A 21,985-nucleotide genomic window follows, 5' to 3' on the forward strand; every position below is an offset into this window, starting at 1 on the left:
TGCGGTGAGCCCGGCGGGGGGAGTTCTCACCATGGCACCGGCCCTGCCGGGCGCCTTCGGTCCGGCCGCACGCGGCCTGCTGCGTGCGGCCGGCACCGCCGCCCTGTTCCGCTCGGACGACGAGCCGCCGGTGACCATCTCGCGCGACCCCGCGCGGGAGGCGGCCCTGCGCGAGCTGGCCAAGCGGATGTACCACGAGAACGACCCCGGCCTGCTCCAGCGCGCCCTGAACGCCTTCTGGGACTGGCTGAGCAAACTCCTCGCCGCGGCCGCCGGCGCGACTCCCGGCGGGGCGATCGGTCTGGCCGTCGTCGCTCTGGCCGTCATCGCCGTGCTCGCCGCCCTCTGGTGGCGCCTCGGCACGCCACGCCCCACCCTCGTCTCCGCCCCCGCCCTGTTCGACGACCGCCCCCGCAGCGCCGCCGAACACCGTGCGGCCGCCGAGAACCACGCCGCCCGGGGCCACTGGAACCAGGCGGTCCAGGAGCGCATGCGGGCCATCGTCCGCGCCCTCGAGGAACGCGCCCTGCTCGACATCCGCCCCGGACGCACCGCCGACGAGGCGGCCGCGGAAGCCGGCCGTGCCCTGCCCGCGCACACGGACCACCTGCGGGACGCCGCCCGGGAGTTCGACGACGTGACGTACGGCGGCCGCAGGGCGAGCGAGCGGTCGTACCACCGCATTACCGAACTCGACCGCACCCTGGACCACACCAAGCCGGCCCTCACCAGCAACACCCACAGCACGGCCCCTCCGCGCCAGGGGGACGACGTATGACCTCCGGAGCCACGCTCCCCGCCACCTCGACGTCGCCCACGGTCCGTCAACTGTGGACCCACACGCGGGGCATCGTCCTCGCCCTTGCCGTTCTCCTGGTGGGCGCCGTCGCCATCGCCGCAGTCCGGTCCAACTCCCGGCACGACGCGCTCGACCCACGCTCCGCCGACCCCCTCGGCAGTCGCGCCGTCTCCGCGCTCCTCGCCGACCGCGGCGTGTCCACGCGCGTGGTCACCACCCTCGACGCGGCCCGTGCCGCCGCCGGCCCGCAGAGCACCCTTCTGGTCGCCGCACCCGACCGCCTGACTCACCGTCAACAGTCCGAACTGCACTCCGCGACCGCCCGCTCCGGCGGGCGCACCGTCCTCGTCGCCGCCGGTAGCTGGTCCGTCGGACGGCTCGCGCCCGGAGTCACCGCGGACCCCGCCACCAGCGCGCGCTCCACGTTGTCCCCTCGCTGCGACCTGCCCGCCGCTCGGCGCGCGGGCACCGCCGACACCGGCGGCATCCGCTACACCACCAGGCGCACCGACGCGGACGCGTGCTACCCCAGCGCACGCCTGGCCACCCTTCTCCGCCTCCCCCCTGCGACCTCCGGAAGTGGCGACACCGTCGTCCTCGGCGCACCCGACATCCTCTACAACAAGCGCCTCGACGAGCAGGGCAACGCCTCGCTCGCCCTCCAACTCCTCGGCTCCCGCCCCCATCTGATCTGGTACCTCCCCTCCCTGTCCGACACCTCCGCCACCGACGATGGCGGCCGGAAGGGCTTGCTCGACCTGCTGCCCTCCGGCTGGCTCTGGGCCACCCTGCAGCTCTTCATCGCCGCGGCACTCGCCGCCCTCTGGCGGGCCCGCCGCCTCGGGCCTCTGGTACCCGAGCAACTCCTCGTCGTCGTCCGCGCCTCCGAGACCGTCGAAGGCCGCGCCCGGCTCTACCGCAAGGCCGATGCCCGCGACCGCGCGGCCGCCGCTCTACGCTCCACCACCCGCACCCGCCTCGCCCCTCTCGTCGGCGTCCCCGTCGCCCAGGCGCACGCGCCCGAAGCTCTGCTCCCCGCCCTGTCCGCCCACCTCCAGGGCGACGGACGGGACCTGCACACCCTGCTGTTCGGGTCGCCGCCCGGCGACGACGCGGCCCTGATCGCGCTCACCGACCAACTCGACGCCCTCGAAAGAGAGGTACGCCGTCCATGATGGACCCGACCACTGACAACGCCGGGGCCGCCGGGGATCCGGGCAGCTCGCGCGCTTCCCTGGAGGCCCTGCGCGCCGAGATCGCCAAAGCCGTGGTCGGCCAGGATCCCGCCGTTACCGGCCTCGTCGTCGCCCTCCTGTGCCGCGGACACGTCCTCCTCGAAGGAGTCCCCGGGGTCGCCAAGACGCTGCTCGTCCGCGCCCTCGCCTCCGCCCTCGAACTGGACACCAAGCGCGTCCAGTTCACCCCCGACCTCATGCCGAGCGACATCACCGGCTCGCTGGTGTACGACGCCCGCACGGCCGAGTTCTCCTTCCAGCCCGGCCCTGTCTTCACCAACCTCCTCCTCGCCGACGAGATCAACCGCACCCCGCCCAAGACCCAGTCCGCCCTCCTCGAAGCCATGGAGGAACGTCAGGTCACGGTCGACGGCACACCGCGCCTCCTCCCGGAGCCGTTCCTGGTCGCCGCGACCCAGAACCCGGTCGAGTACGAGGGCACGTACCCCCTCCCCGAGGCCCAACTCGACCGCTTCCTCCTCAAACTGACGATCCCTCTCCCCTCCCGCCAGGACGAGATCGACGTCCTCACCCGGCACGCCGAAGGCTTCAACCCGCGCGACCTGCACGCCGCCGGCGTACGCCCCGTCGCGGGCCCCGCGGACCTGGAAGCCGCCCGCGTCGCGGTCGCCAAGACCACCATCTCCCCGGAGATCACCGCGTACGTCGTCGACATCTGCCGCGCCACCCGGGAGTCCCCGTCCCTCACGCTCGGCGTGTCCCCGCGCGGCGCCACCGCCCTCCTCGCCACATCGCGCGCGTGGGCATGGCTGACCGGACGCGACTACGTCATCCCCGACGACGTGAAGGCCCTCGCCCTCCCCGCCCTCCGGCACCGCGTACAACTGCGCCCCGAGGCCGAGATGGAGGGCGTCACCGCCGACTCCGTCATCAACGCGATCCTCGCCCACGTACCGGTCCCCCGCTGATGGCGCTCACCGGACGCGCCGCCCTCCTCGCGGCCCTCGGCTCGATCCCCGTCGGCATCTGGGAACCCAGCTGGACGGGCATCCTCGCGGTCAACGCTCCCTTGGCCATGGCATGCGCCTGCGACTTCGCCCTCGCGGCGCCCGTACGACGCCTCGTCCTGACCCGCTCCGGCGACACAACCGCACGCCTGGGCGAGACCGCCGACGTGACGCTCACGATCACCAACCCGTCCCGCCATCCGCTCCGGGCCCTGCTGAGGGACGCCTGGCCTCCGAGCAGCTGGCAGCAGGGCACCGAGATCGAGGCGTCCCGCCATCACCTCACCGTGCCGCCGGGCGAACGCCGACGCGTGACGACCCGCTTGCGCCCCGCCCGCCGCGGCGACCATGAGGCGGATCGCGTGACCATCCGCTCCTACGGCCCCCTCCGTCTCTTCCCCCGCCAAGGTACCCACGAAGTGCCCTGGTCTGTACGGGTTCTGCCCCCGTTCACCAGCCGCAAGCACCTTCCGTCGAAACTCGCTCGTCTGCGTGAACTCGACGGCCGCACCAGCCTTCTGACTCGCGGCGAGGGAACCGAATTCGACAGCCTGCGGGAGTACGTCCCCGGCGACGACACCCGCTCCATCGACTGGCGCGCCACCGCCCGCCAGTCCACGGTCGCCGTACGCACCTGGCGCCCGGAACGCGACCGCCACATCCTCCTGGTCCTCGACACCGGCCGTACCTCCGCGGGCCGCGTCGGCGACGCCCCGCGCCTCGACGCCTCCATGGACGCCGCCCTGCTCCTCGCGGCCCTCGCGTCCCGCGCCGGCGACCGCGTGGACCTCCTCGCCTACGACCGCCGGGTCCGCGCCCTGGTCCAGGGCCGCACTGCTCGTGACGTCCTGCCATCCCTCGTCGAAGCAATGGCCACACTCGAACCGGAGCTCGTCGAGACCGACGCCCGAGGCCTCGCCGCAACGGCACTGCGCGCGGCCCCGCGCCGATCCCTGATCGTCCTGCTCACGACGCTGGACACCGCGCCCGTCGAAGAGGGGCTGCTTCCCGTCCTCGCACAACTCACCCAGCGCCACACAGTTCTCCTGACGTCCGTGGCCGACCCGCACGTCGCCTGTATGGCCGCCGCTCGCGGAAACGTCGACGCGGTGTACGAGGCGGCGGCTGCGGCTCAGGCCCAGGCGGAACGTCTACGCACCGCGGAGAAACTCCGTCGGCACGGCGTGACGGTCGTCGACGCGACCCCGGACGAACTGGCGCCGGCACTGGCGGACGCGTATCTGGCCATGAAGGCGGCGGGTCGGCTCTGATCCGAACTGATCTGTTCGTCGATCTGCGTCGATCTGTTCGTCGAGGGGCGGCCAGAAAAGCGCCTCAAACGCAGAAAACCCCCGTACCGATATCCCGGCACGGGGGTTTTCTCAACAATAGTTCGGCGGCGTCCTACTCTCCCACAGGGTCCCCCCTGCAGTACCATCGGCGCTGTGAGGCTTAGCTTCCGGGTTCGGAATGTAACCGGGCGTTTCCCTCACGCTATGACCACCGAAACACTATGAAACTGACAACCAGACCACGCTCTGTGAAACGTGGGGCTGTTCGTGGTTTCAGAACCAACACAGTGGACGCGAGCAACTGAGGACAAGCCCTCGGCCTATTAGTACCAGTCAACTCCACCCGTTACCGGGCTTCCATATCTGGCCTATCAACCCAGTCGTCTACTGGGAGCCTTACCCTCTCAAGGAGGTGGGAATACTCATCTCGAAGCAGGCTTCCCGCTTAGATGCTTTCAGCGGTTATCCCTCCCGAACGTAGCCAACCAGCCATGCCCTTGGCAGGACAACTGGCACACCAGAGGTTCGTCCGTCCCGGTCCTCTCGTACTAGGGACAGCCCTTCTCAATATTCCTACGCGCACAGCGGATAGGGACCGAACTGTCTCACGACGTTCTAAACCCAGCTCGCGTACCGCTTTAATGGGCGAACAGCCCAACCCTTGGGACCGACTCCAGCCCCAGGATGCGACGAGCCGACATCGAGGTGCCAAACCATCCCGTCGATATGGACTCTTGGGGAAGATCAGCCTGTTATCCCCGGGGTACCTTTTATCCGTTGAGCGACGGCGCTTCCACAAGCCACCGCCGGATCACTAGTCCCGACTTTCGTCCCTGCTCGACCCGTCGGTCTCACAGTCAAGCTCCCTTGTGCACTTACACTCAACACCTGATTACCAACCAGGCTGAGGGAACCTTTGGGCGCCTCCGTTACTCTTTAGGAGGCAACCGCCCCAGTTAAACTACCCATCAGACACTGTCCCTGATCCGGATCACGGACCCAGGTTAGACATCCAGCACGACCAGACTGGTATTTCAACGACGACTCCCACGACACTGGCGTGCCGTGCTCAAAGTCTCCCAGCTATCCTACACAAGCCGAACCGAACACCAATATCAAACTGTAGTAAAGGTCCCGGGGTCTTTCCGTCCTGCTGCGCGAAACGAGCATCTTTACTCGTAGTGCAATTTCACCGGGCCTATGGTTGAGACAGTCGAGAAGTCGTTACGCCATTCGTGCAGGTCGGAACTTACCCGACAAGGAATTTCGCTACCTTAGGATGGTTATAGTTACCACCGCCGTTTACTGGCGCTTAAGTTCTCAGCTTCGCCACACCGAAATGTGACTAACCGGTCCCCTTAACGTTCCAGCACCGGGCAGGCGTCAGTCCGTATACATCGCCTTACGGCTTCGCACGGACCTGTGTTTTTAGTAAACAGTCGCTTCTCGCTGGTCTCTGCGGCCACCCCCAGCTCGAGCAGCAAGTGCTCTCACCAGTGATGGCCCCCCTTCTCCCGAAGTTACGGGGGCATTTTGCCGAGTTCCTTAACCATAGTTCACCCGAACGCCTCGGTATTCTCTACCTGACCACCTGAGTCGGTTTAGGGTACGGGCCGCCATGAAACTCGCTAGAGGCTTTTCTCGACAGCATAGGATCATCCACTTCACCACAATCGGCTCGGCATCAGGTCTCAGCCTTGATGTACGACGGATTTACCTATCGCACGGCCTACACCCTTACCCCGGGACTACCATCGCCCGGGCTGGACTACCTTCCTGCGTCACCCCATCACTCACCTACTAACCGCTTGGGCCGGCGGCTCCACCACTTTCCTTTCCCCGAAGGGTCCGGAACGGCTTCACGGCCTTAGCATCACGATGCTCGATGTTTGACGCTTCACAGCGGGTACCGGAATATCAACCGGTTATCCATCGACTACGCCTGTCGGCCTCGCCTTAGGTCCCGACTTACCCTGGGCAGATCAGCTTGACCCAGGAACCCTTAGTCAATCGGCGCACACGTTTCTCACGTGTGTATCGCTACTCATGCCTGCATTCTCACTCGTGAACCGTCCACAACTCGCTTCCGCGGCTGCTTCACCCGGCACACGACGCTCCCCTACCCATCCATACACCCGTTGGGGCTTATTGTATGAATGACACGACTTCGGCGGTACGCTTGAGCCCCGCTACATTGTCGGCGCGGAATCACTAGACCAGTGAGCTATTACGCACTCTTTCAAGGGTGGCTGCTTCTAAGCCAACCTCCTGGTTGTCTGTGCGACTCCACATCCTTTCCCACTTAGCGTACGCTTAGGGGCCTTAGTCGATGCTCTGGGCTGTTTCCCTCTCGACCATGGAGCTTATCCCCCACAGTCTCACTGCCGTGCTCTCACTTACCGGCATTCGGAGTTTGGCTAAGGTCAGTAACCCGGTAGGGCCCATCGCCTATCCAGTGCTCTACCTCCGGCAAGAAACACACGACGCTGCACCTAAATGCATTTCGGGGAGAACCAGCTATCACGGAGTTTGATTGGCCTTTCACCCCTAACCACAGGTCATCCCCCAGGTTTTCAACCCTGGTGGGTTCGGTCCTCCACGAAGTCTTACCTCCGCTTCAACCTGCCCATGGCTAGATCACTCCGCTTCGGGTCTTGAGCGTGCTACTGAATCGCCCTGTTCGGACTCGCTTTCGCTACGGCTTCCCCACACGGGTTAACCTCGCAACACACCGCAAACTCGCAGGCTCATTCTTCAAAAGGCACGCAGTCACGAGACATCAGCAAGCTGATGTCCGACGCTCCCACGGCTTGTAGGCACACGGTTTCAGGTACTATTTCACTCCGCTCCCGCGGTACTTTTCACCATTCCCTCACGGTACTATCCGCTATCGGTCACCAGGGAATATTTAGGCTTAGCGGGTGGTCCCGCCAGATTCACACGGGATTTCTCGGGCCCCGTGCTACTTGGGTGTCTCTCAAACGAGCCGCTGACGTTTCGACTACGGGGGTCTTACCCTCTACGCCGGACCTTTCGCATGTCCTTCGTCTACATCAACGGTTTCTGACTCGTCCTGTCGCCGGCAGACGACAGAAGAGAGATCCCACAACCCCCACGACGCAACCCCTGCCGGGTCTCACACGTCGTAGGTTTGGCCTCATCCGGTTTCGCTCGCCACTACTCCCGGAATCACGGTTGTTTTCTCTTCCTGCGGGTACTGAGATGTTTCACTTCCCCGCGTTCCCTCCACACTGCCTATGTGTTCAGCAGCGGGTGACAGCCCATGACGACTGCCGGGTTTCCCCATTCGGAAACCCCCGGATCAAAGCCTGGTTGACGGCTCCCCGGGGACTATCGTGGCCTCCCACGTCCTTCATCGGTTCCTGGTACCAAGGCATCCACCGTGCGCCCTTAAAAACTTGGCCACAGATGCTCGCGTCCACTGTGCAGTTCTCAAACAACGACCAGCCACCCATCACCCCACCAGACAAACCGGTGAGTGCACTGGGGCCGGCGACTGAGGAGAAGATCATTCCCTCAGACACCCAACAGCGTGCCCGGCCAAGCCCCCGTCCGAAGATCATGCGTTCCACACTCTTGCGAGCAGTACTGGCAGCCTCCGACCCGAGACCCTGGCCGAATAGTCAACGTTCCACCCATGAGCTGACCACCGTCGATCATTCGCCGACGTAGTGGCTCTGGACAACCTTGCGGCTGCCTAGATGCTCCTTAGAAAGGAGGTGATCCAGCCGCACCTTCCGGTACGGCTACCTTGTTACGACTTCGTCCCAATCGCCAGTCCCACCTTCGACAGCTCCCTCCCACAAGGGGTTGGGCCACCGGCTTCGGGTGTTACCGACTTTCGTGACGTGACGGGCGGTGTGTACAAGGCCCGGGAACGTATTCACCGCAGCAATGCTGATCTGCGATTACTAGCGACTCCGACTTCATGGGGTCGAGTTGCAGACCCCAATCCGAACTGAGACCGGCTTTTTGAGATTCGCTCCACCTCACGGTATCGCAGCTCATTGTACCGGCCATTGTAGCACGTGTGCAGCCCAAGACATAAGGGGCATGATGACTTGACGTCGTCCCCACCTTCCTCCGAGTTGACCCCGGCGGTCTCCCGTGAGTCCCCAGCACCACAAGGGCCTGCTGGCAACACGGGACAAGGGTTGCGCTCGTTGCGGGACTTAACCCAACATCTCACGACACGAGCTGACGACAGCCATGCACCACCTGTACACCGACCACAAGGGGGGCACTATCTCTAATGCTTTCCGGTGTATGTCAAGCCTTGGTAAGGTTCTTCGCGTTGCGTCGAATTAAGCCACATGCTCCGCCGCTTGTGCGGGCCCCCGTCAATTCCTTTGAGTTTTAGCCTTGCGGCCGTACTCCCCAGGCGGGGAACTTAATGCGTTAGCTGCGGCACCGACGACGTGGAATGTCGCCAACACCTAGTTCCCACCGTTTACGGCGTGGACTACCAGGGTATCTAATCCTGTTCGCTCCCCACGCTTTCGCTCCTCAGCGTCAGTAATGGCCCAGAGATCCGCCTTCGCCACCGGTGTTCCTCCTGATATCTGCGCATTTCACCGCTACACCAGGAATTCCGATCTCCCCTACCACACTCTAGCTAGCCCGTATCGACTGCAGACTCGGAGTTAAGCCCCGAGCTTTCACAATCGACGTGACAAGCCGCCTACGAGCTCTTTACGCCCAATAATTCCGGACAACGCTTGCGCCCTACGTATTACCGCGGCTGCTGGCACGTAGTTAGCCGGCGCTTCTTCTGCAGGTACCGTCACTTTCGCTTCTTCCCTGCTGAAAGAGGTTTACAACCCGAAGGCCGTCATCCCTCACGCGGCGTCGCTGCATCAGGCTTTCGCCCATTGTGCAATATTCCCCACTGCTGCCTCCCGTAGGAGTCTGGGCCGTGTCTCAGTCCCAGTGTGGCCGGTCGCCCTCTCAGGCCGGCTACCCGTCGTCGCCTTGGTGAGCCATTACCTCACCAACAAGCTGATAGGCCGCGGGCTCATCCTTCACCGCCGGAGCTTTTAACCGCAGATCATGCGATCCGCAGTGTTATCCGGTATTAGACCCCGTTTCCAGGGCTTGTCCCAGAGTGAAGGGCAGATTGCCCACGTGTTACTCACCCGTTCGCCACTAATCCACCCCGAAGGGCTTCATCGTTCGACTTGCATGTGTTAAGCACGCCGCCAGCGTTCGTCCTGAGCCAGGATCAAACTCTCCGTGAATGTTTTCCCGTAATCGGGATGAACACCACGAGAGCGGTGCGAGAGGAGGAATAGTCCCCTCGCACACAGCGTCCTCGCTGTGTTATTTCAAAGGAACCTCGCCCCAGCTACTGCTGGAGACGGGGTATCAACATATCTGGCGTTGACTTTTGGCACGCTGTTGAGTTCTCAAGGAACGGTCGCTTCCTTTGTACTCACCCTCTCGGGCTTTCCTCCGGGCGCTTCCCTTCGGTCTTGCGTTTCCGACTCTATCAGACCGTTTTCCGATCCGATTTCCTCGATGCTTTCCAGGTTCTCGCTCTCGCGTTTCCCTTTCCGGCGATTCCGACTTTATCAGAAGTTCTTGGCCAGTCTGACCGGCCACTCATTTCTGAATCATCGGGGATGCTTCTCGGGAGTGTCTTCACAAGAAGCAGATAGATTCTGTGTGGTCGCCTTCTGGACTGTCCAGTCCTCTAGGCAACTAGTCAAATCTACCTCCCCACCGGATCCGTGTCAACAGCTCCTGTGGGGCGAAGAGGAGACTAGCAGCTCAGCAGGGGCTTTCGCACATCAGGCGGCGGTCGGGACGACCGAGCTGCGCTCGGACTCCTCGACGTCGCCGATGTCGCCGGCCCGCGCCGCGCGACCGCCCAGGACCCAGACGTACGCCAGGAAGGCCAGCTCGGCGGCGATGCCTATACCGATGCGGGCCCAGGTGGGCAGGCCGGACGGGGTGACGAAGCCTTCGATGGCGCCGGAGACTAGGAGGACCAGGGCGAGGCCGATCGCCATGCCGACGGCGGCCCGGCCCTCCTCGGCCAGAGCGGTGCGGCGGGTGCGGGGCCCCGGGTCGATCACGGTCCATCCGAGGCGCAGGCCCGTACCGGCGGCGACGAAGACCGCGGTCAGTTCGAGCAGGCCGTGCGGGAGCAGGAGGCCCAGGAAGGTGTCGAGTCGGCCTGCCGACGACATCAGGCCGAGACCGACGCCCAGGTTGAGCATGTTCTGGAAGAGGATCCACAGCACCGGCAGTCCGAGGAAGATGCCGAGGACGAGGCACATCGCGGCGGCCTGAGCATTGTTCGTCCATACCTGGGCGGCGAAGGACGCCGCGGGATGGCTGGAGTAGTACGTCTCGTACTCGCCTCCCGGCCGTGTGAGCTCCCGCAGGCGGCTCGGGGCAGCGATGGAGGACTGGATCTCGGGGTGGGTGCCGATCCACCACCCCAGAAGGATCGCGACGGTGGTGGAGATCAGCGCTGTGGGCACCCACCAATAACGCGAGCGGTAGACCGCGGCGGGGAACCCCTGTCCCAGGAAGCGCGTCACGTCGCGCCACGAGGCGCGGCGGGTGCCTGTCACGGCGCTCCGCGCGCGGGCGACGAGCCGGCTGAGCCGACCGGTCAGTTGCGGGTCGGGGGCGCTGGACTGGATGAGGGAGAGGTGGGTGGCGGTGCGCTGGTAGAGGGCGACGAGTTCGTCGGCTTCCGCGCCGGTCAGGCGGCGCTGGCGGCGGAGCAGGGCCTCCAGACGGTCCCACTCGGGGCGGTGGGCGGCGACGAAGACGTCGAGGTCCATCGGGTCTGCCTGCTCCTTGGCTGGTCGTCGACTGGTCGTCGTACCGGCGCGGGAGGCCAGTGCGACCGTCCTCTTTCCTGCCGGCGTTGTCCCTTCCACGGCACGATGCGCCCCCAGCTTGGCAGACTTGCCGTGCCGGGGGCAGGGCAGGCGGGGAAAGGGCGCGGACGTGAGTGAGCTGGTGACGGGCGAGGCAGTGGCCCTCGAGTTGCGCCCCGCGAGGCTGCCCAGCCGGGCCCTCGCCGTCGTGGTCGATCTGGTCGTGGCCCTGGTCGCCTACATCGTCGTCACCACGGCGGTGGTTGCGGCGACGTCGTCCCTGGACGAGGCGGCGGAACTCGCGCTGTCGGTCGTGACGTTCCTGCTGGTGCTGGTGGGCGGGCCGATCGCGGTGGAGACGCTCAGTCATGGGCGCTCGCTGGGGAAGCTGGCGTGCGGGCTGCGCGTGGTACGGGACGACGGGGGTCCGATCCGTTTCCGGCACGCGCTGGTGCGCGGGGCGATCGGGGTGGTCGAGATCCTGCTGACGTTCGGCGTCGTCGCCTGCATCGCCTCGCTGGTGTCGGCGCGGGGGCGGCGGCTCGGGGACGTCTTCGCGGGGACCCTGGTCGTACGGGAGCGGGTGCCGGCCGGGCAGGGCGGGTTCGTTCCTCCGCCGCCGCCCGGGCTGGCCGGGCGCTTCTCAGGGCTCGATCTGTCGGCGGTCCCCGAGGGGCTGTGGCTTGCCGTGCGCCAGTACCTGACGCGGATGCCCCAGCTGGATCAGCAGATCTCCCAGGCCATGGCGGGGCGGCTTGCGGCGGACCTTGCGGGCTGTACGGGAACTCCTGTCCCGCAGGACATGCCGCCTGCCGTGTTCCTGGCGGCGGTGGTGCAGGAGCGGCAGGCGCGCGACGCCCGGCGGACATTCGGGGACGCCCCGTTCGGGGGCGGCGGGGCTCCTTCCCCTTCCCCTTATCAGGCCCCACAGCCCGTACAGCCACTAGCACAGCCCGTGCTGCCACCCGTGTCATCCGCACAGGAGACACAGGAGAAGAAGGCGCCCGGCGACGACGGCCGTCCTCCGGCCACCGGGTTCGCACCGCCGGCCTAGGGGACGAGACACCCCCTAGGGCAGCACGGCCCCTCGGTTCAGCCGAACACCGACGGCGGTGTCTCCAGGTCCTCGAGTTCGATGCCGGGTGCGGAGAGGACCACGTCCCCGGCGATGTGCACGGCGTGCTGCTCGCCCGTGTCCAGGGCTGTGACCTGGTATTCGTCCACGTGCAGGGGGCCGTTGTCAGTGGCGTGTGCTTCGCTCTTCACCAAGGCCCAGGACTGGTCCACGGTGCGGGGGGCGAGGACCGGGTCCGTGAAGGCCACGAGGCGCACGCGGGTCGCGGATGCGGAAGGGGTGAGGCGCAGGAGACGGGCAGTGGCGACCAGGAACGCGGGGGACGTGCCGGTGAAGGCGTGGGCGCGCACGTTGCCTTCCGTGGCATGAGCGCCGGTGGGGTCGGTGCGGACCCAAGTGACGCCGTCGAGGGCGGCGCCGCGCACCTGCCAGCCCCCGGCGTGGAGTTCGAGGCGGATGGGGCGGCCGAGTTCGTCGAGGGCGAGGTCGACGGAGCCGCGGTGGTCGCCCGAGGGGGAGGTCACCTGGGAGACGTAGCGCCAGCCGGACGGGCCGGGGGCGCAGTGGAAGTGTTCTTCGGCGAAGGGGGCGTGGTCGTGCGGATCGAGGAGCGAATAGCGGCCGCGGGGCATGGGGGGTCCTGGGTCGTGACGGGCGGTTGATCCGACCGGAGACCGGCTGGTGATCCGGCCAAAGGGGCAGGCCCCCGACACGGGGGTGCGGGGGCCTGCCTTGAAGGATCTGCCGCCGGGGCGTGCGCGTTCCGTTCGTGGACGCGCCCTCCCGGTGGGCGGGACTGCGGACTCAGTAGCGGTAGTGGTCCGACTTGTACGGGCCCTCGACCTTCACGCCGATGTACGCGGCCTGCTCGGGGCGCAGCGTGGTCAGCTTCACGCCGAGCGAGTCCAGGTGGAGGCGGGCGACCTTCTCGTCGAGGTGCTTGGGCAGCGTGTACACGCCGGTCGGGTACGCGTCGGGCTTGGTGAACAGCTCGATCTGGGCCAGGGTCTGGTCCGCGAAGGAGTTGGACATCACGAACGACGGGTGGCCGGTGGCGTTGCCCAGGTTCAGCAGGCGGCCCTCGGACAGGAGGATGATGACCTTGCCGTCGGGGAAGGTCCAGGTGTGGACCTGCGGCTTGACCTCGTCCTTGACGATGCCGGGGATCTTGGCCAGGCCGGCCATGTCGATCTCGTTGTCGAAGTGGCCGATGTTTCCGACGATGGCCTGGTGCTTCATCTTGGCCATGTCGCCGGCCATGATGATGTCCTTGTTGCCGGTCGTGGTGATGAAGATGTCGGCCTTGTCGATGACCTCGTCGAGGGTCGTGACCTGGTAGCCGTCCATCGCCGCCTGGAGGGCGCAGATCGGGTCGATCTCGGTGACGATCACCCGGGCGCCCTGGCCCCGCAGGGACTCCGCGCAGCCCTTGCCCACGTCGCCGTAGCCACAGACCACGGCGGTCTTGCCGCCGATCAGGACGTCGGTGGCGCGGTTGATGCCGTCGATGAGGGAGTGGCGGCAGCCGTACTTGTTGTCGAACTTCGACTTCGTCACGGCGTCGTTCACGTTGATCGCCGGGAAGAGCAGGACGCCGTCGCGCTGCATCTCGTACAGGCGGTGGACGCCGGTGGTGGTCTCCTCGGTGACACCGCGGATCTCGCAGGCCAGCTGGGTCCACTTCTGGGAGCCCTCGCTGATGGTGCGGTGGAGCAGCTCGAGGATGACGCGGTGCTCATCGGACTCGGCGGTCTCGACGCCGGGGACCTTGCCGTCCTTCTCGTACTCGACGCCCTTGTGGACGAGGAGGGTGGCGTCGCCGCCGTCGTCGAGGATCATGTTCGGGCCGCCGGTGGGGCTGTCCGGCCAGGTCAGCGCCTGCTCCGTGCACCACCAGTACTCGTCCAGGGTCTCGCCCTTCCAGGCGAAGACCGGGACACCCTGCGGGTTGTCCGGGGTGCCGTTCGGGCCGACGGCGATGGCGGCGGCCGCGTGGTCCTGGGTGGAGAAGATGTTGCAGGAGGCCCAGCGGACCCGGGCGCCGAGGGCGACGAGGGTCTCGATGAGGACGGCGGTCTGCACGGTCATGTGCAGGGAGCCGGTGATACGGGCGCCGGCCAGGGGCTGCGCCTCGGCGTACTCCTTGCGGATCGCCATCAGGCCCGGCATCTCGTGCTCGGCGAGGGTGATCTCCTTGCGGCCGAACTCGGCCAGGGAGAGGTCGGCGACCTTGAAGTCCTGTCGGTTGTCGACAGTCGTCATTGCGGGCTGCTCCTCGGGGTTTGGGGCGAGGTGGGTAGGGCTGGTCTGCGCGGCGGCGGACACAGGGGTGCCCGGGAAGAGGACACAGGCATGCCCACGTACGCGCAGCGCAGTCCGTCGGAGGCCCTCTCTCCCTCGGCCGGTCCTTCGGGGACCGCCCGACCGCCATCAGCAGCGACGTCTGGCTCCGTCCCAAGCTACACCGGATGTCCCGGGCGCCCCCAGTCCGCGTTCGGACACGTCGGCTCGTTCGTGGAGCGCGAACAGAGCGTGCGTTGGGCTCGTCCCGGCGGGGGCAGAGGCGGCGAATGCGGTGTCGTGCGTGGTGGCGCAGCACGCGGGGCCCGCCGGAGAGTCCGGCGGGCCCCATGGCCGTACGTCTGTGTTCCCGCGTCGGCGGGGGACGGTCAGTGGTCGGCGGAGTGCGGCGTCGGGCCGCCCGGAGTCGCCTCCGGGTCCGGACCCTTGGCGGCCTCGGCCTCGCTGTAGATGTCCGGCTCCAGGTAGATGACGCGCGCTATCGGGACGGCGGCGCGGATGCGGGCCTCGGCGGCGTTGATGGCCTCGGCCACCTCTGCCGCCGTGTCGTCGGCCTTCACCCCGATCTTCGCGGCGACCAGCAGCTCCTCGGGGCCGAGGTGCAGCGTGCGCATGTGGATGAGGCGGGTGACGTCGTCGCCGTCGACCATGGCCTCCTCGATCTTCTTGACCACCGGAAGGCCGGCCGCCTCGCCGAGCAGCAGCGACTTGGTCTCGGCGGCCAGGACGAGGGCGATCAGGACGAGCAGGACACCGATGCACACTGTGCCGATGCCGTCCCAGACGCCGTTGCCGGTGATCAGGGCGAGGCCGACGCCGATGAGGGCGAGGACCAGACCGATGAGCGCGCCGAAGTCCTCCAGGAGGACGACCGGCAGCTCAGGCGCCTTGGCGCGGCGGATGAACTCGGTCCAGGACTGCTTGCCGCGCAGTTCGTTGGACTCCTTGATGGCCGTACGGAAGGAGAAGCCCTCGGCGATGATCGCGAAGACGAGGACGCCGACCGGCCAGTACCAGTGCTCGACCGGGTGCGGGTGGCTGATCTTCTCGTAGCCCTCGTAGATCGCGAACATGCCGCCGATCGAGAAGAGGACGATCGAGACGAGGAAGGCGTAGATGTACCGCTCGCGCCCGTAGCCGAAGGGGTGCTGCGGGGTGGCCACGCGCTGGGCGCGCTTGCCGCCGAGGAGCAGCAGGAACTGGTTGCCGGAGTCGGCTATCGAGTGCACACCCTCAGCGAGCATCGACGACGAACCACTGAACGCGAACGCCACGAACTTCGATGCCGCGATCGCTAGGTTGGCACCAAGTGCCGCAACGATCGCCTTGGTGCCGCCTGACGCGCTCATATGTCCGCGCTTTCCCTTCGCCTTCGTAACGTCTGACCGGCGCAGACCTTTGCCTGTCCTTTGCCGGTGGCCCATTGTTGCAGGCCGAACGGCGACGGCGCGTCATCTGTCCACAACCACCGGTCAGATGATCATCGTTGCCCGGTAAAGAGTTCCGCTTCCCGACACTTCGGCCTTGTCGCCCGCCGGGACGAAAACCGACCGGCCCGGGGTCAGCTCGTACTCGCCCGCCCGGACGGAACCGGCCGTGCACAGCAGGATCTGCGGGGTGGCGCGGGTGAGGTCGTGAGCGGCGCCGCCCTCGGGCAGGACGTAGCGGGAGAGCCGGAACTCGTCGATCGGCGTCTCGTAGACCTCTTCCCCGTCGGGGGACGCCTCGGGGCGCAGCACTCCGGGGTCGCCGGCCTCGAAGCGGACGACGCGCAGCAGCTCGGGGACGTCGACGTGCTTGGGGGTCAGTCCGCAGCGCAGGACGTTGTCGGAGTTGGCCATGATCTCGACGCCGAGGCCGCTGAGGTACGCGTGCGGGATGCCGGCGCCGAGGAAGAGCGCCTCGCCGGGCTGGAGGCGTACGTGGTTGAGGAGCATGGCGGCGATGACGCCGGGGTCGCCCGGGTAGTGGTGGGCGATGTCGGCGTAGGGGGCGTACTCCTCGCCGAGGCGGACGCAGGCGGCCATGGCCTCGGCGACGGTGTGGGCCATCTCCGCGGGGTCGGCGGTGAGGATCGCGGTGAGGACCTCGCGCAGCGCCGCCTCCGCCGGGTGGGCGTGCAGGAGGTCGATGTAGGGCTTGAGGGAGTCCACGCCGAGGCCGTCGAGCAGGTCGGCGGCCTGGAGCGGGTCGCGGAAGCCGCACAGGCCGTCGAACTCGGTGAGCGCGCAGATCAGTTCGGGCTTGTGGTTGGCGTCCTTGTAGTTGCGGTGCGGGGCGTCCACCGGGATGCCGCGCCGCTCCTCGTCCGCGTGGCCATGCCGGGCCTGCTCCAGGTCGGGGTGGACCTGGAGGGAGAGCGGGGCGCCGGCGGCGAGGATCTTCAGCAGGAAGGGAAGGCGCGGGCCGAACCTGTCGACCGAGGCGGCGCCGAGTTCCTTCTCCGGGTCCGCGTCGATGACCTCGACGAGCGTGCCGCGCGCGGTGCGCGAGGGGGCGCCGGGGTGGGCCCCCATCCACATCTCCGCCTGCGGCTCACCGGTCGGCTCGACGCCGAGGAGCTGCGGGATGGCGGTCGCGGAGCCCCAGGCGTAGGGGCGGATGGAGTTGTCGAGGCGGTCCATGGGGGATCTGGCTCTCTCTGCTGATGTTCCGACGGCGAGATCGGGTGGGTGGTCCGACGACCAGATCAGGCCACCGAGGCGAGCGCGAGGTAAACGGCGGCGAAATCCGTCATGGCGATCAGCTCGGCGAGGGTCTCCAGTTCGTCGCCGGGCTCCGGTTCCAGCTCGCTGACGGGCGTGTCGTGGTTGAGGGCCAGGTCACGGGCGGTGGGAGCGGCGGTCAGGTCGCTGATCGGCCGGTCGCGGAGCAGCACCACGCGCGCGTGCATCGCCGGGGTCTCCTCGACACGGTCGCGGAAGAAGTCGTCCGGGTCGGCCTTCGCGGCGAGCGGGCCGGCGAGCAGGGCGCCGTGTTCGGCGAGCGCCTCGGGCAGTTCGGCGACGAGGGCGGGGCGGCCGGAGAGTTCGGCGAGGGCCGCGGTGAAGCGGCGGCCCGCCGGACCGGCCGAGCTGCCCTCCGTCCAGATCAGCGGGAGGGCGTCGGCGAGTTCGGCGGCGAGGGACTTGGCGGGGTTGACGTAGGTCGCGATGGCCGGGCCGCAGCGTTCGGCCACGCTGTCCAGCCGGTCGGCGATCTTCCCCAGGGCGTCGGCGGGCGCGCTGACCAGGCCGATGCGGTCGAGGAGCGCGAGCAGCGGGGTGAGCAGCGCCCACAGCACGCCCGGGGAGGACGCGGCGAGCGGCTCGTCCTGGTCGTACGGGGCCGTCGCCATCGGTACGAACAGGCCGTGGACGCCGGTGACCGCCTCGACGAGCGGGGTGCGGGCCGGGGCCACGGCCGCGACGGTGCAGCCGCGGCGGTAGGCCTGTTCGGCGAGCAGGGAGAGGCTGGGTTCGTTGCCGTCCGGGGTGGCGATCAGGAGCAGGTCCACCGACCCGGCCCAGCCCGGGAGTTCCCAGCGCAGGGCGCCCGCGGCCGGGGCGACGCCGGTGGGCGCGAGCCGGATGACGGGGCTGCCGGGGCCCGCGAGCGATCCGAGGAGGTCGGCGGTGTGCGTGGCCGCGGCGCCCGGTCCGGCGATGAGGACCGCGCGGGGGCGGCCGTCAGGCTTGAGGTCGCCGATGCCGGCCTCGGCCGCGTGCCGGGCCGCGGTGCGGACACGCGCGCCTGCCTCGGCGGCACCGCGCAGCAGACCTCGGCGGTCCGCCTCGGCGAGTGCCTCCGGAGTGTCGAGCAGCGTTTCGTCGAGCATGGGGCGGCAGCCTCCGATCGCCGGGAGTCCTTCGGGCCGACTCGTCGTGGGATGAGCGCCTGGGCGGTCCTTGCTCGCCCTGCGTTACGCGGCCGCGTTAGGCGGGGCGGCGGGCCTCGTCGACGAGGAGGACGGGAATGCCGTCACGGACCGGGTACACCAGGCCGCAGTCCTGGCCGGTGCAGGCCAGCTCGGCGTCCTGCTCCGTGAGGGGAGCGTGGCAGGCCGGGCAGGCGAGGATCTCCAGGAGGCCGGCTTCGAGCGGCATGGGGTGTCCCTTCGGGCGGGGGTCGGCGTGCACTGATGTGCCTGGTCAGCGTACCGCCGTGGGGGCGGGGTCGGAGGGGATGGGGCTCGTTGCGCGCAGGGACGGCGCGGGCGGGGCGGCCCGGTGCGCCGTTCGCCCTGGTGACCAGCACCCTCTGCACCCCGCATGCGCTCGGACCCTCTGCACCCCGCATGCGCTCGGAGCACCCCATCCCCACGCGCAGCGCACCGCGCCGCTCTCACTCCCGGATGATCGCCAGCGCCTCGTCCCGCACCTTGGCCATCGTCCCCTCGTCCCGCGCCTCCACGTTCAGGCGCAACAGCGGCTCGGTGTTGGAGGGGCGGACGTTGAACCACCAGTCGGCGGCGGTGACGGTGAGGCCGTCGAGCTCGTCCAGGGTCACGTCGTCGCGACCCTCGTACGCGGAGCGGATCGCGGCGAGGCGGCCCGCCTGGTCGGCGACCGTGGAGTTGATCTCGCCGGAGCCGGCGTAGCGGTCGTACTGGGCGACGAGCTCGGAGAGCGGGCCGTCCTGGCCGCCGAGAGCGGCGAGGACGTGCAGGGCGGCGAGCATGCCCGTGTCGGCGTTCCAGAAGTCCTTGAAGTAGTAGTGGGCGGAGTGCTCGCCGCCGAAGATCGCGCCCGTCTTCGCCATCTCCTCCTTGATGAAGGAGTGGCCGACGCGGGTACGGGCCGGCATGCCGCCGTTCTCCCGGACGACCTCGGGGACGGACCACGAGGTGATCAGGTTGTGGATGATCGTGCCCTTGCCGCCGTTCCTGGCCAGCTCGCGCGCGGCAACCAGGGCGGTGATCGCCGACGGGGGCACCGGGTCGCCATGCTCGTCGACCACGAAGCAGCGGTCGGCGTCGCCGTCGAAGGCGAGGCCGAGGTCGGCGCCCTCCTCGCGGACGCGCTTCTGGAGATCGACGAGGTTGGCCGGATCGAGCGGGTTGGCCTCGTGGTTCGGGAAGGTGCCGTCCAGCTCGAAGTACATCGGGACGAGGGTCAGGGGCAGGCCGGCGAACACCGTGGGGACGGTGTGGCCCCCCATGCCGTTGCCCGCGTCGACGACGACCTTCAGGGGGCGGCTGGAGGTCAGGTCGACGAGGGAGCGGAGGTGCGCCGCGTAGTCCTCCAACGTGTCGCGCCGGGTGACGGTTCCCGTCGCGGCCGCAGGTTCCGGCGGGCCCGACTCCAGCCGGCGCTCCACCAGGGCGCGGATCTCCGCCAGCCCCGTGTCCTGACCGACCGGCGCCGCGCCCGCCCGGCACATCTTGATGCCGTTGTACTGGGCCGGGTTGTGCGAGGCCGTGAACATCGCGCCGGGGAGGCCGAGGGCGCCGGACGCGTAGTACAGCTGGTCCGTGGAGCACAGGCCGATCTCCGTGACGTCCACGCCGCGGGCCGCCGCCCCGCGCGCGAAGGCGCCGGACAGGCCGGGGGACGACGGGCGCATGTCGTGGCCGACCACGATCGCGTCCGCGCCGGTCACCTCGGCGAAGGCGGCCCCGAAGAGTTCGGCCAGCGACTCGTCCCACTGGTCCGGGACCACCCCGCGCACGTCGTACGCCTTCACGATCTGTGACAGATCAGCAGCCACGGCCAACCCTCCTGAAAGTCCTGTCGGTCAGCACAAACTACCCGCCCGTGCCGATTCCGCCGTGCGGACGCCCTGGCTGCCCCTTCGGCTGCAGCCCGGGGTCAGGGTCACAGAGGTCAGGGAAGCATCCACCCGAGGACGGGTGAGCTCTGGCCGACCACGATCAGGCACATCACCAGCAGCAGGCCGACGCTCCACGGCAGGACGCGGCGCAGCAGGTCGCCCTCGCGGCCCGCCAGACCGACCGCGGCGCAGGCGATGGTGAGGTTCTGCGGCGAGATCATCTTGCCGAGCACACCGCCGGAACTGTTGGCGGCGGCGAGCAGTTCCGGCGACAGCCCCGACTCGCGGGCCGCGCTCACCTGGAGGGCGCCGAAGAGCGCGTTGGCCGAGGTGTCGGAGCCGGAGACGGCCACGCCGAACCAGCCGAGCACCGGCGACAGGAAGGCGAGCCCCGCACCGGCCGCCGCCACGAAGTGGCCGATGGTGGCCGCCTGTCCGGAGAGGTTCATGACGTAGGCGAGGGCCAGCACGGAGGTGACGGTCAGGATCGCGAACCTCAGTTCGCGCACCGTCTCCAGCCACTCGCGCACCGCCGCGCGCGCGGGCACCTTGAGCACGACCGCCGTGAGCACCCCGGCGAACAGCACGAGCGTGCCGCCGGTGCCGACGATCGGCCAGGTGAAGAGGTTGCCGCCGACCGGCTTGCCGTCCGGCCCCAGGACGTCCAGGAAGGGCCAGTCGTACGTCTGCGTCGCCTGCGCCAGCCAGTCCTTGATCGCCGGGATCTGGGCGAGGGAGAAGATGGCGACGATGAGCGCGTACGGCGCGTAGGCGCGCAGGACTTCGGGGCGCGGGTCGGTCTCGTCCAGGTCCTCGCTGCGGGCGCCGGTGAGCACGGAGGCCCGTACCGTCTCGGTGGCGGGCACGCGCGCGTGCGGTACGGCCACCAGGGCCCCGGCGCCGATCAGGGAGGCGGCGATGTCGGCGAGTTGGGCGGACACGAAGTTCGAGGCGACGAACTGGGCGGCTGCGAAGGCGACTCCGCAGACCACGGCGGGCACCCAGGTCTCCCGCAGCCCGCGCCGGCCGTCGACCAGTCCGACGAGCACCAGGGGGACGACGAGGGCCAGCAGCGGCGTCTGACGGCCCACCACGGAGGCCACGGAGTCCAGCGGCAGCCCGGTGACCTGGGCGAGCGTGACGACTGGGGTGCCCATCGCGCCGAAGGCGACGGGCGCGGTGTTGGCGACCAGGGAGACCGCCGCCGCGCGCACCGGGTCGAAGCCGAGGGCGACCAGCATCACCGAGCAGATCGCCACCGGCGTCCCGAATCCGGCGAGGGCCTCCAGCAGGGCGCCGAAGCAGAAGGCGATGACGAGGGCCTGGATGCGCGGGTCGTCGGACAGCCGCCCGAAGGAGCGGCGCAGTACGTCGAAGTGCCGGGTGCGGACGGTCATCCGGTACACCCACAGGGCGTTGACGACGATCCACATGATGGGGAAGAGGCCGAACGCGGCGCCCTGGACGGCGCTGGCGACCGTCTGCTCAAGGGGCATGCCGTAGGCGAGCCAGGCGACCAGAGTGGCCATCAGAAGGCCGATCAGACCCGCCAGATGCGCCTTCAGGCGCACGCCGCCGAGCAGGACCAGCACGATGACGAGGGGCAGTGCTGCCACGAGGGCGGACAGGCCGAGCGAGTCGGCGACGGGCTCCAGTTTCTGGACGTACACGGGGCCTCCCCGGATTCCGTCATGCGGAAAGTGATTT

General features: G+C 68.2%; 14 protein-coding genes and 3 rRNA genes. 5 read left to right on the forward strand and 12 right to left on the reverse strand.

What is annotated here, in order from left to right:
• Nucleotides 1-4: 4 nt before the first annotated feature.
• Genes QFZ74_RS12480 through QFZ74_RS12495 form a run of 4 tightly spaced genes read left to right on the forward strand, consistent with a single transcriptional unit; the run spans nt 5 to nt 4,273 of the window.
• Complete coding sequence (locus QFZ74_RS12480) at nt 5-778, forward strand: DUF4129 domain-containing protein (protein WP_373462376.1); 774 nt, start codon at nt 5-7, stop codon at nt 776-778.
• Nucleotides 775-1,974: a DUF4350 domain-containing protein gene (locus tag QFZ74_RS12485; RefSeq protein WP_307620887.1), complete on the forward strand. Its 1,200-nt coding sequence runs from the start codon at nt 775-777 to the stop codon at nt 1,972-1,974. Before QFZ74_RS12480 ends, QFZ74_RS12485 begins: the two co-directional genes overlap by 4 nt.
• Entirely contained in the window at nt 1,974-2,963 is a 990-nt protein-coding gene (locus QFZ74_RS12490; protein WP_307620888.1) for a MoxR family ATPase, read from the forward strand. Before QFZ74_RS12485 ends, QFZ74_RS12490 begins: the two co-directional genes overlap by 1 nt.
• A complete protein-coding gene (locus QFZ74_RS12495; protein WP_307620889.1) occupies nt 2,963-4,273 on the forward strand; it encodes a DUF58 domain-containing protein in 1,311 nt (436 codons plus the stop codon). Before QFZ74_RS12490 ends, QFZ74_RS12495 begins: the two co-directional genes overlap by 1 nt.
• 120 nt (nt 4,274-4,393) lie before the next feature.
• Here QFZ74_RS12495 and rrf read toward each other — a convergent pair.
• The 4 genes from rrf to QFZ74_RS12515 form a co-directional block, all read right to left on the reverse strand.
• Nucleotides 4,394-4,510: ribosomal RNA gene (gene rrf, locus QFZ74_RS12500) — 5S ribosomal RNA — on the reverse strand.
• An 87-nt stretch (nt 4,511-4,597) separates the two neighbouring features.
• Nucleotides 4,598-7,719, reverse strand: a 23S ribosomal RNA gene (locus QFZ74_RS12505).
• Nucleotides 7,720-8,027: 308 nt separating this feature from the next.
• A 16S ribosomal RNA gene (locus QFZ74_RS12510) occupies nt 8,028-9,552 on the reverse strand.
• Together the 16S, 23S and 5S rRNA genes form the textbook arrangement of a ribosomal RNA operon.
• Nucleotides 9,553-10,104: 552 nt before the next feature.
• Nucleotides 10,105-11,112, reverse strand: a complete 1,008-nt coding sequence (locus QFZ74_RS12515) for a stage II sporulation protein M (protein ID WP_307620890.1) — start codon at nt 11,110-11,112, stop codon at nt 10,105-10,107.
• A gap of 169 nt (nt 11,113-11,281) precedes the next feature.
• Here QFZ74_RS12515 and QFZ74_RS12520 point away from each other — a divergent pair, with 169 nt between their 5' ends.
• On the forward strand, nt 11,282-12,205 hold the full coding sequence (locus tag QFZ74_RS12520) for an RDD family protein (protein WP_307620891.1): 924 nt from the start codon (nt 11,282-11,284) through the stop codon (nt 12,203-12,205).
• Between the two features lie 38 nt (nt 12,206-12,243).
• Here the strand turns inward: QFZ74_RS12520 and QFZ74_RS12525 are convergent, their stop codons facing one another.
• The 8 genes from QFZ74_RS12525 to QFZ74_RS12560 all read right to left on the reverse strand — a co-directional run bounded on the left by QFZ74_RS12525 (nt 12,244) and on the right by QFZ74_RS12560 (nt 21,948).
• Nucleotides 12,244-12,858, reverse strand: a complete 615-nt coding sequence (locus QFZ74_RS12525; protein ID WP_307620892.1) for a hypothetical protein — start codon at nt 12,856-12,858, stop codon at nt 12,244-12,246.
• A 172-nt stretch (nt 12,859-13,030) separates the two neighbouring features.
• Nucleotides 13,031-14,488 (reverse strand): adenosylhomocysteinase, encoded by a 1,458-nt coding sequence (gene ahcY, locus QFZ74_RS12530; RefSeq protein ID WP_307620893.1) that lies wholly within the window; start codon nt 14,486-14,488, stop codon nt 13,031-13,033.
• A gap of 407 nt (nt 14,489-14,895) precedes the next feature.
• Nucleotides 14,896-15,876: a cation diffusion facilitator family transporter gene (locus tag QFZ74_RS12535; protein ID WP_307620894.1), complete on the reverse strand. Its 981-nt coding sequence runs from the start codon at nt 15,874-15,876 to the stop codon at nt 14,896-14,898.
• 123 nt (nt 15,877-15,999) lie between these two features.
• Nucleotides 16,000-17,151, reverse strand: coding sequence for a mannose-6-phosphate isomerase, class I (manA, locus tag QFZ74_RS12540; RefSeq protein ID WP_307620895.1), 1,152 nt, complete (start codon nt 17,149-17,151; stop codon nt 16,000-16,002).
• A 65-nt stretch (nt 17,152-17,216) separates the two neighbouring features.
• The gene (locus tag QFZ74_RS12545) at nt 17,217-18,344 is read right to left on the reverse strand and encodes an SIS domain-containing protein (protein ID WP_307620896.1); all 1,128 of its coding nucleotides are present in this window, start codon (nt 18,342-18,344) and stop codon (nt 17,217-17,219) included.
• Nucleotides 18,345-18,441: 97 nt separating this feature from the next.
• The gene (locus tag QFZ74_RS12550) at nt 18,442-18,612 is read right to left on the reverse strand and encodes a Trm112 family protein (protein WP_307620897.1); all 171 of its coding nucleotides are present in this window, start codon (nt 18,610-18,612) and stop codon (nt 18,442-18,444) included.
• 238 nt (nt 18,613-18,850) lie between these two features.
• Complete coding sequence (locus QFZ74_RS12555) at nt 18,851-20,215, reverse strand: phosphomannomutase/phosphoglucomutase (protein ID WP_307620898.1); 1,365 nt, start codon at nt 20,213-20,215, stop codon at nt 18,851-18,853.
• 116 nt (nt 20,216-20,331) lie between these two features.
• Nucleotides 20,332-21,948, reverse strand: a complete 1,617-nt coding sequence (locus QFZ74_RS12560) for an L-lactate permease (RefSeq protein ID WP_307620899.1) — start codon at nt 21,946-21,948, stop codon at nt 20,332-20,334.
• Nucleotides 21,949-21,985: the final 37 nt, after the last annotated feature.

Source organism: Streptomyces sp. V3I7, from assembly GCF_030817495.1.
Classification (GTDB): Bacteria; Actinomycetota; Actinomycetes; order Streptomycetales; family Streptomycetaceae; genus Streptomyces.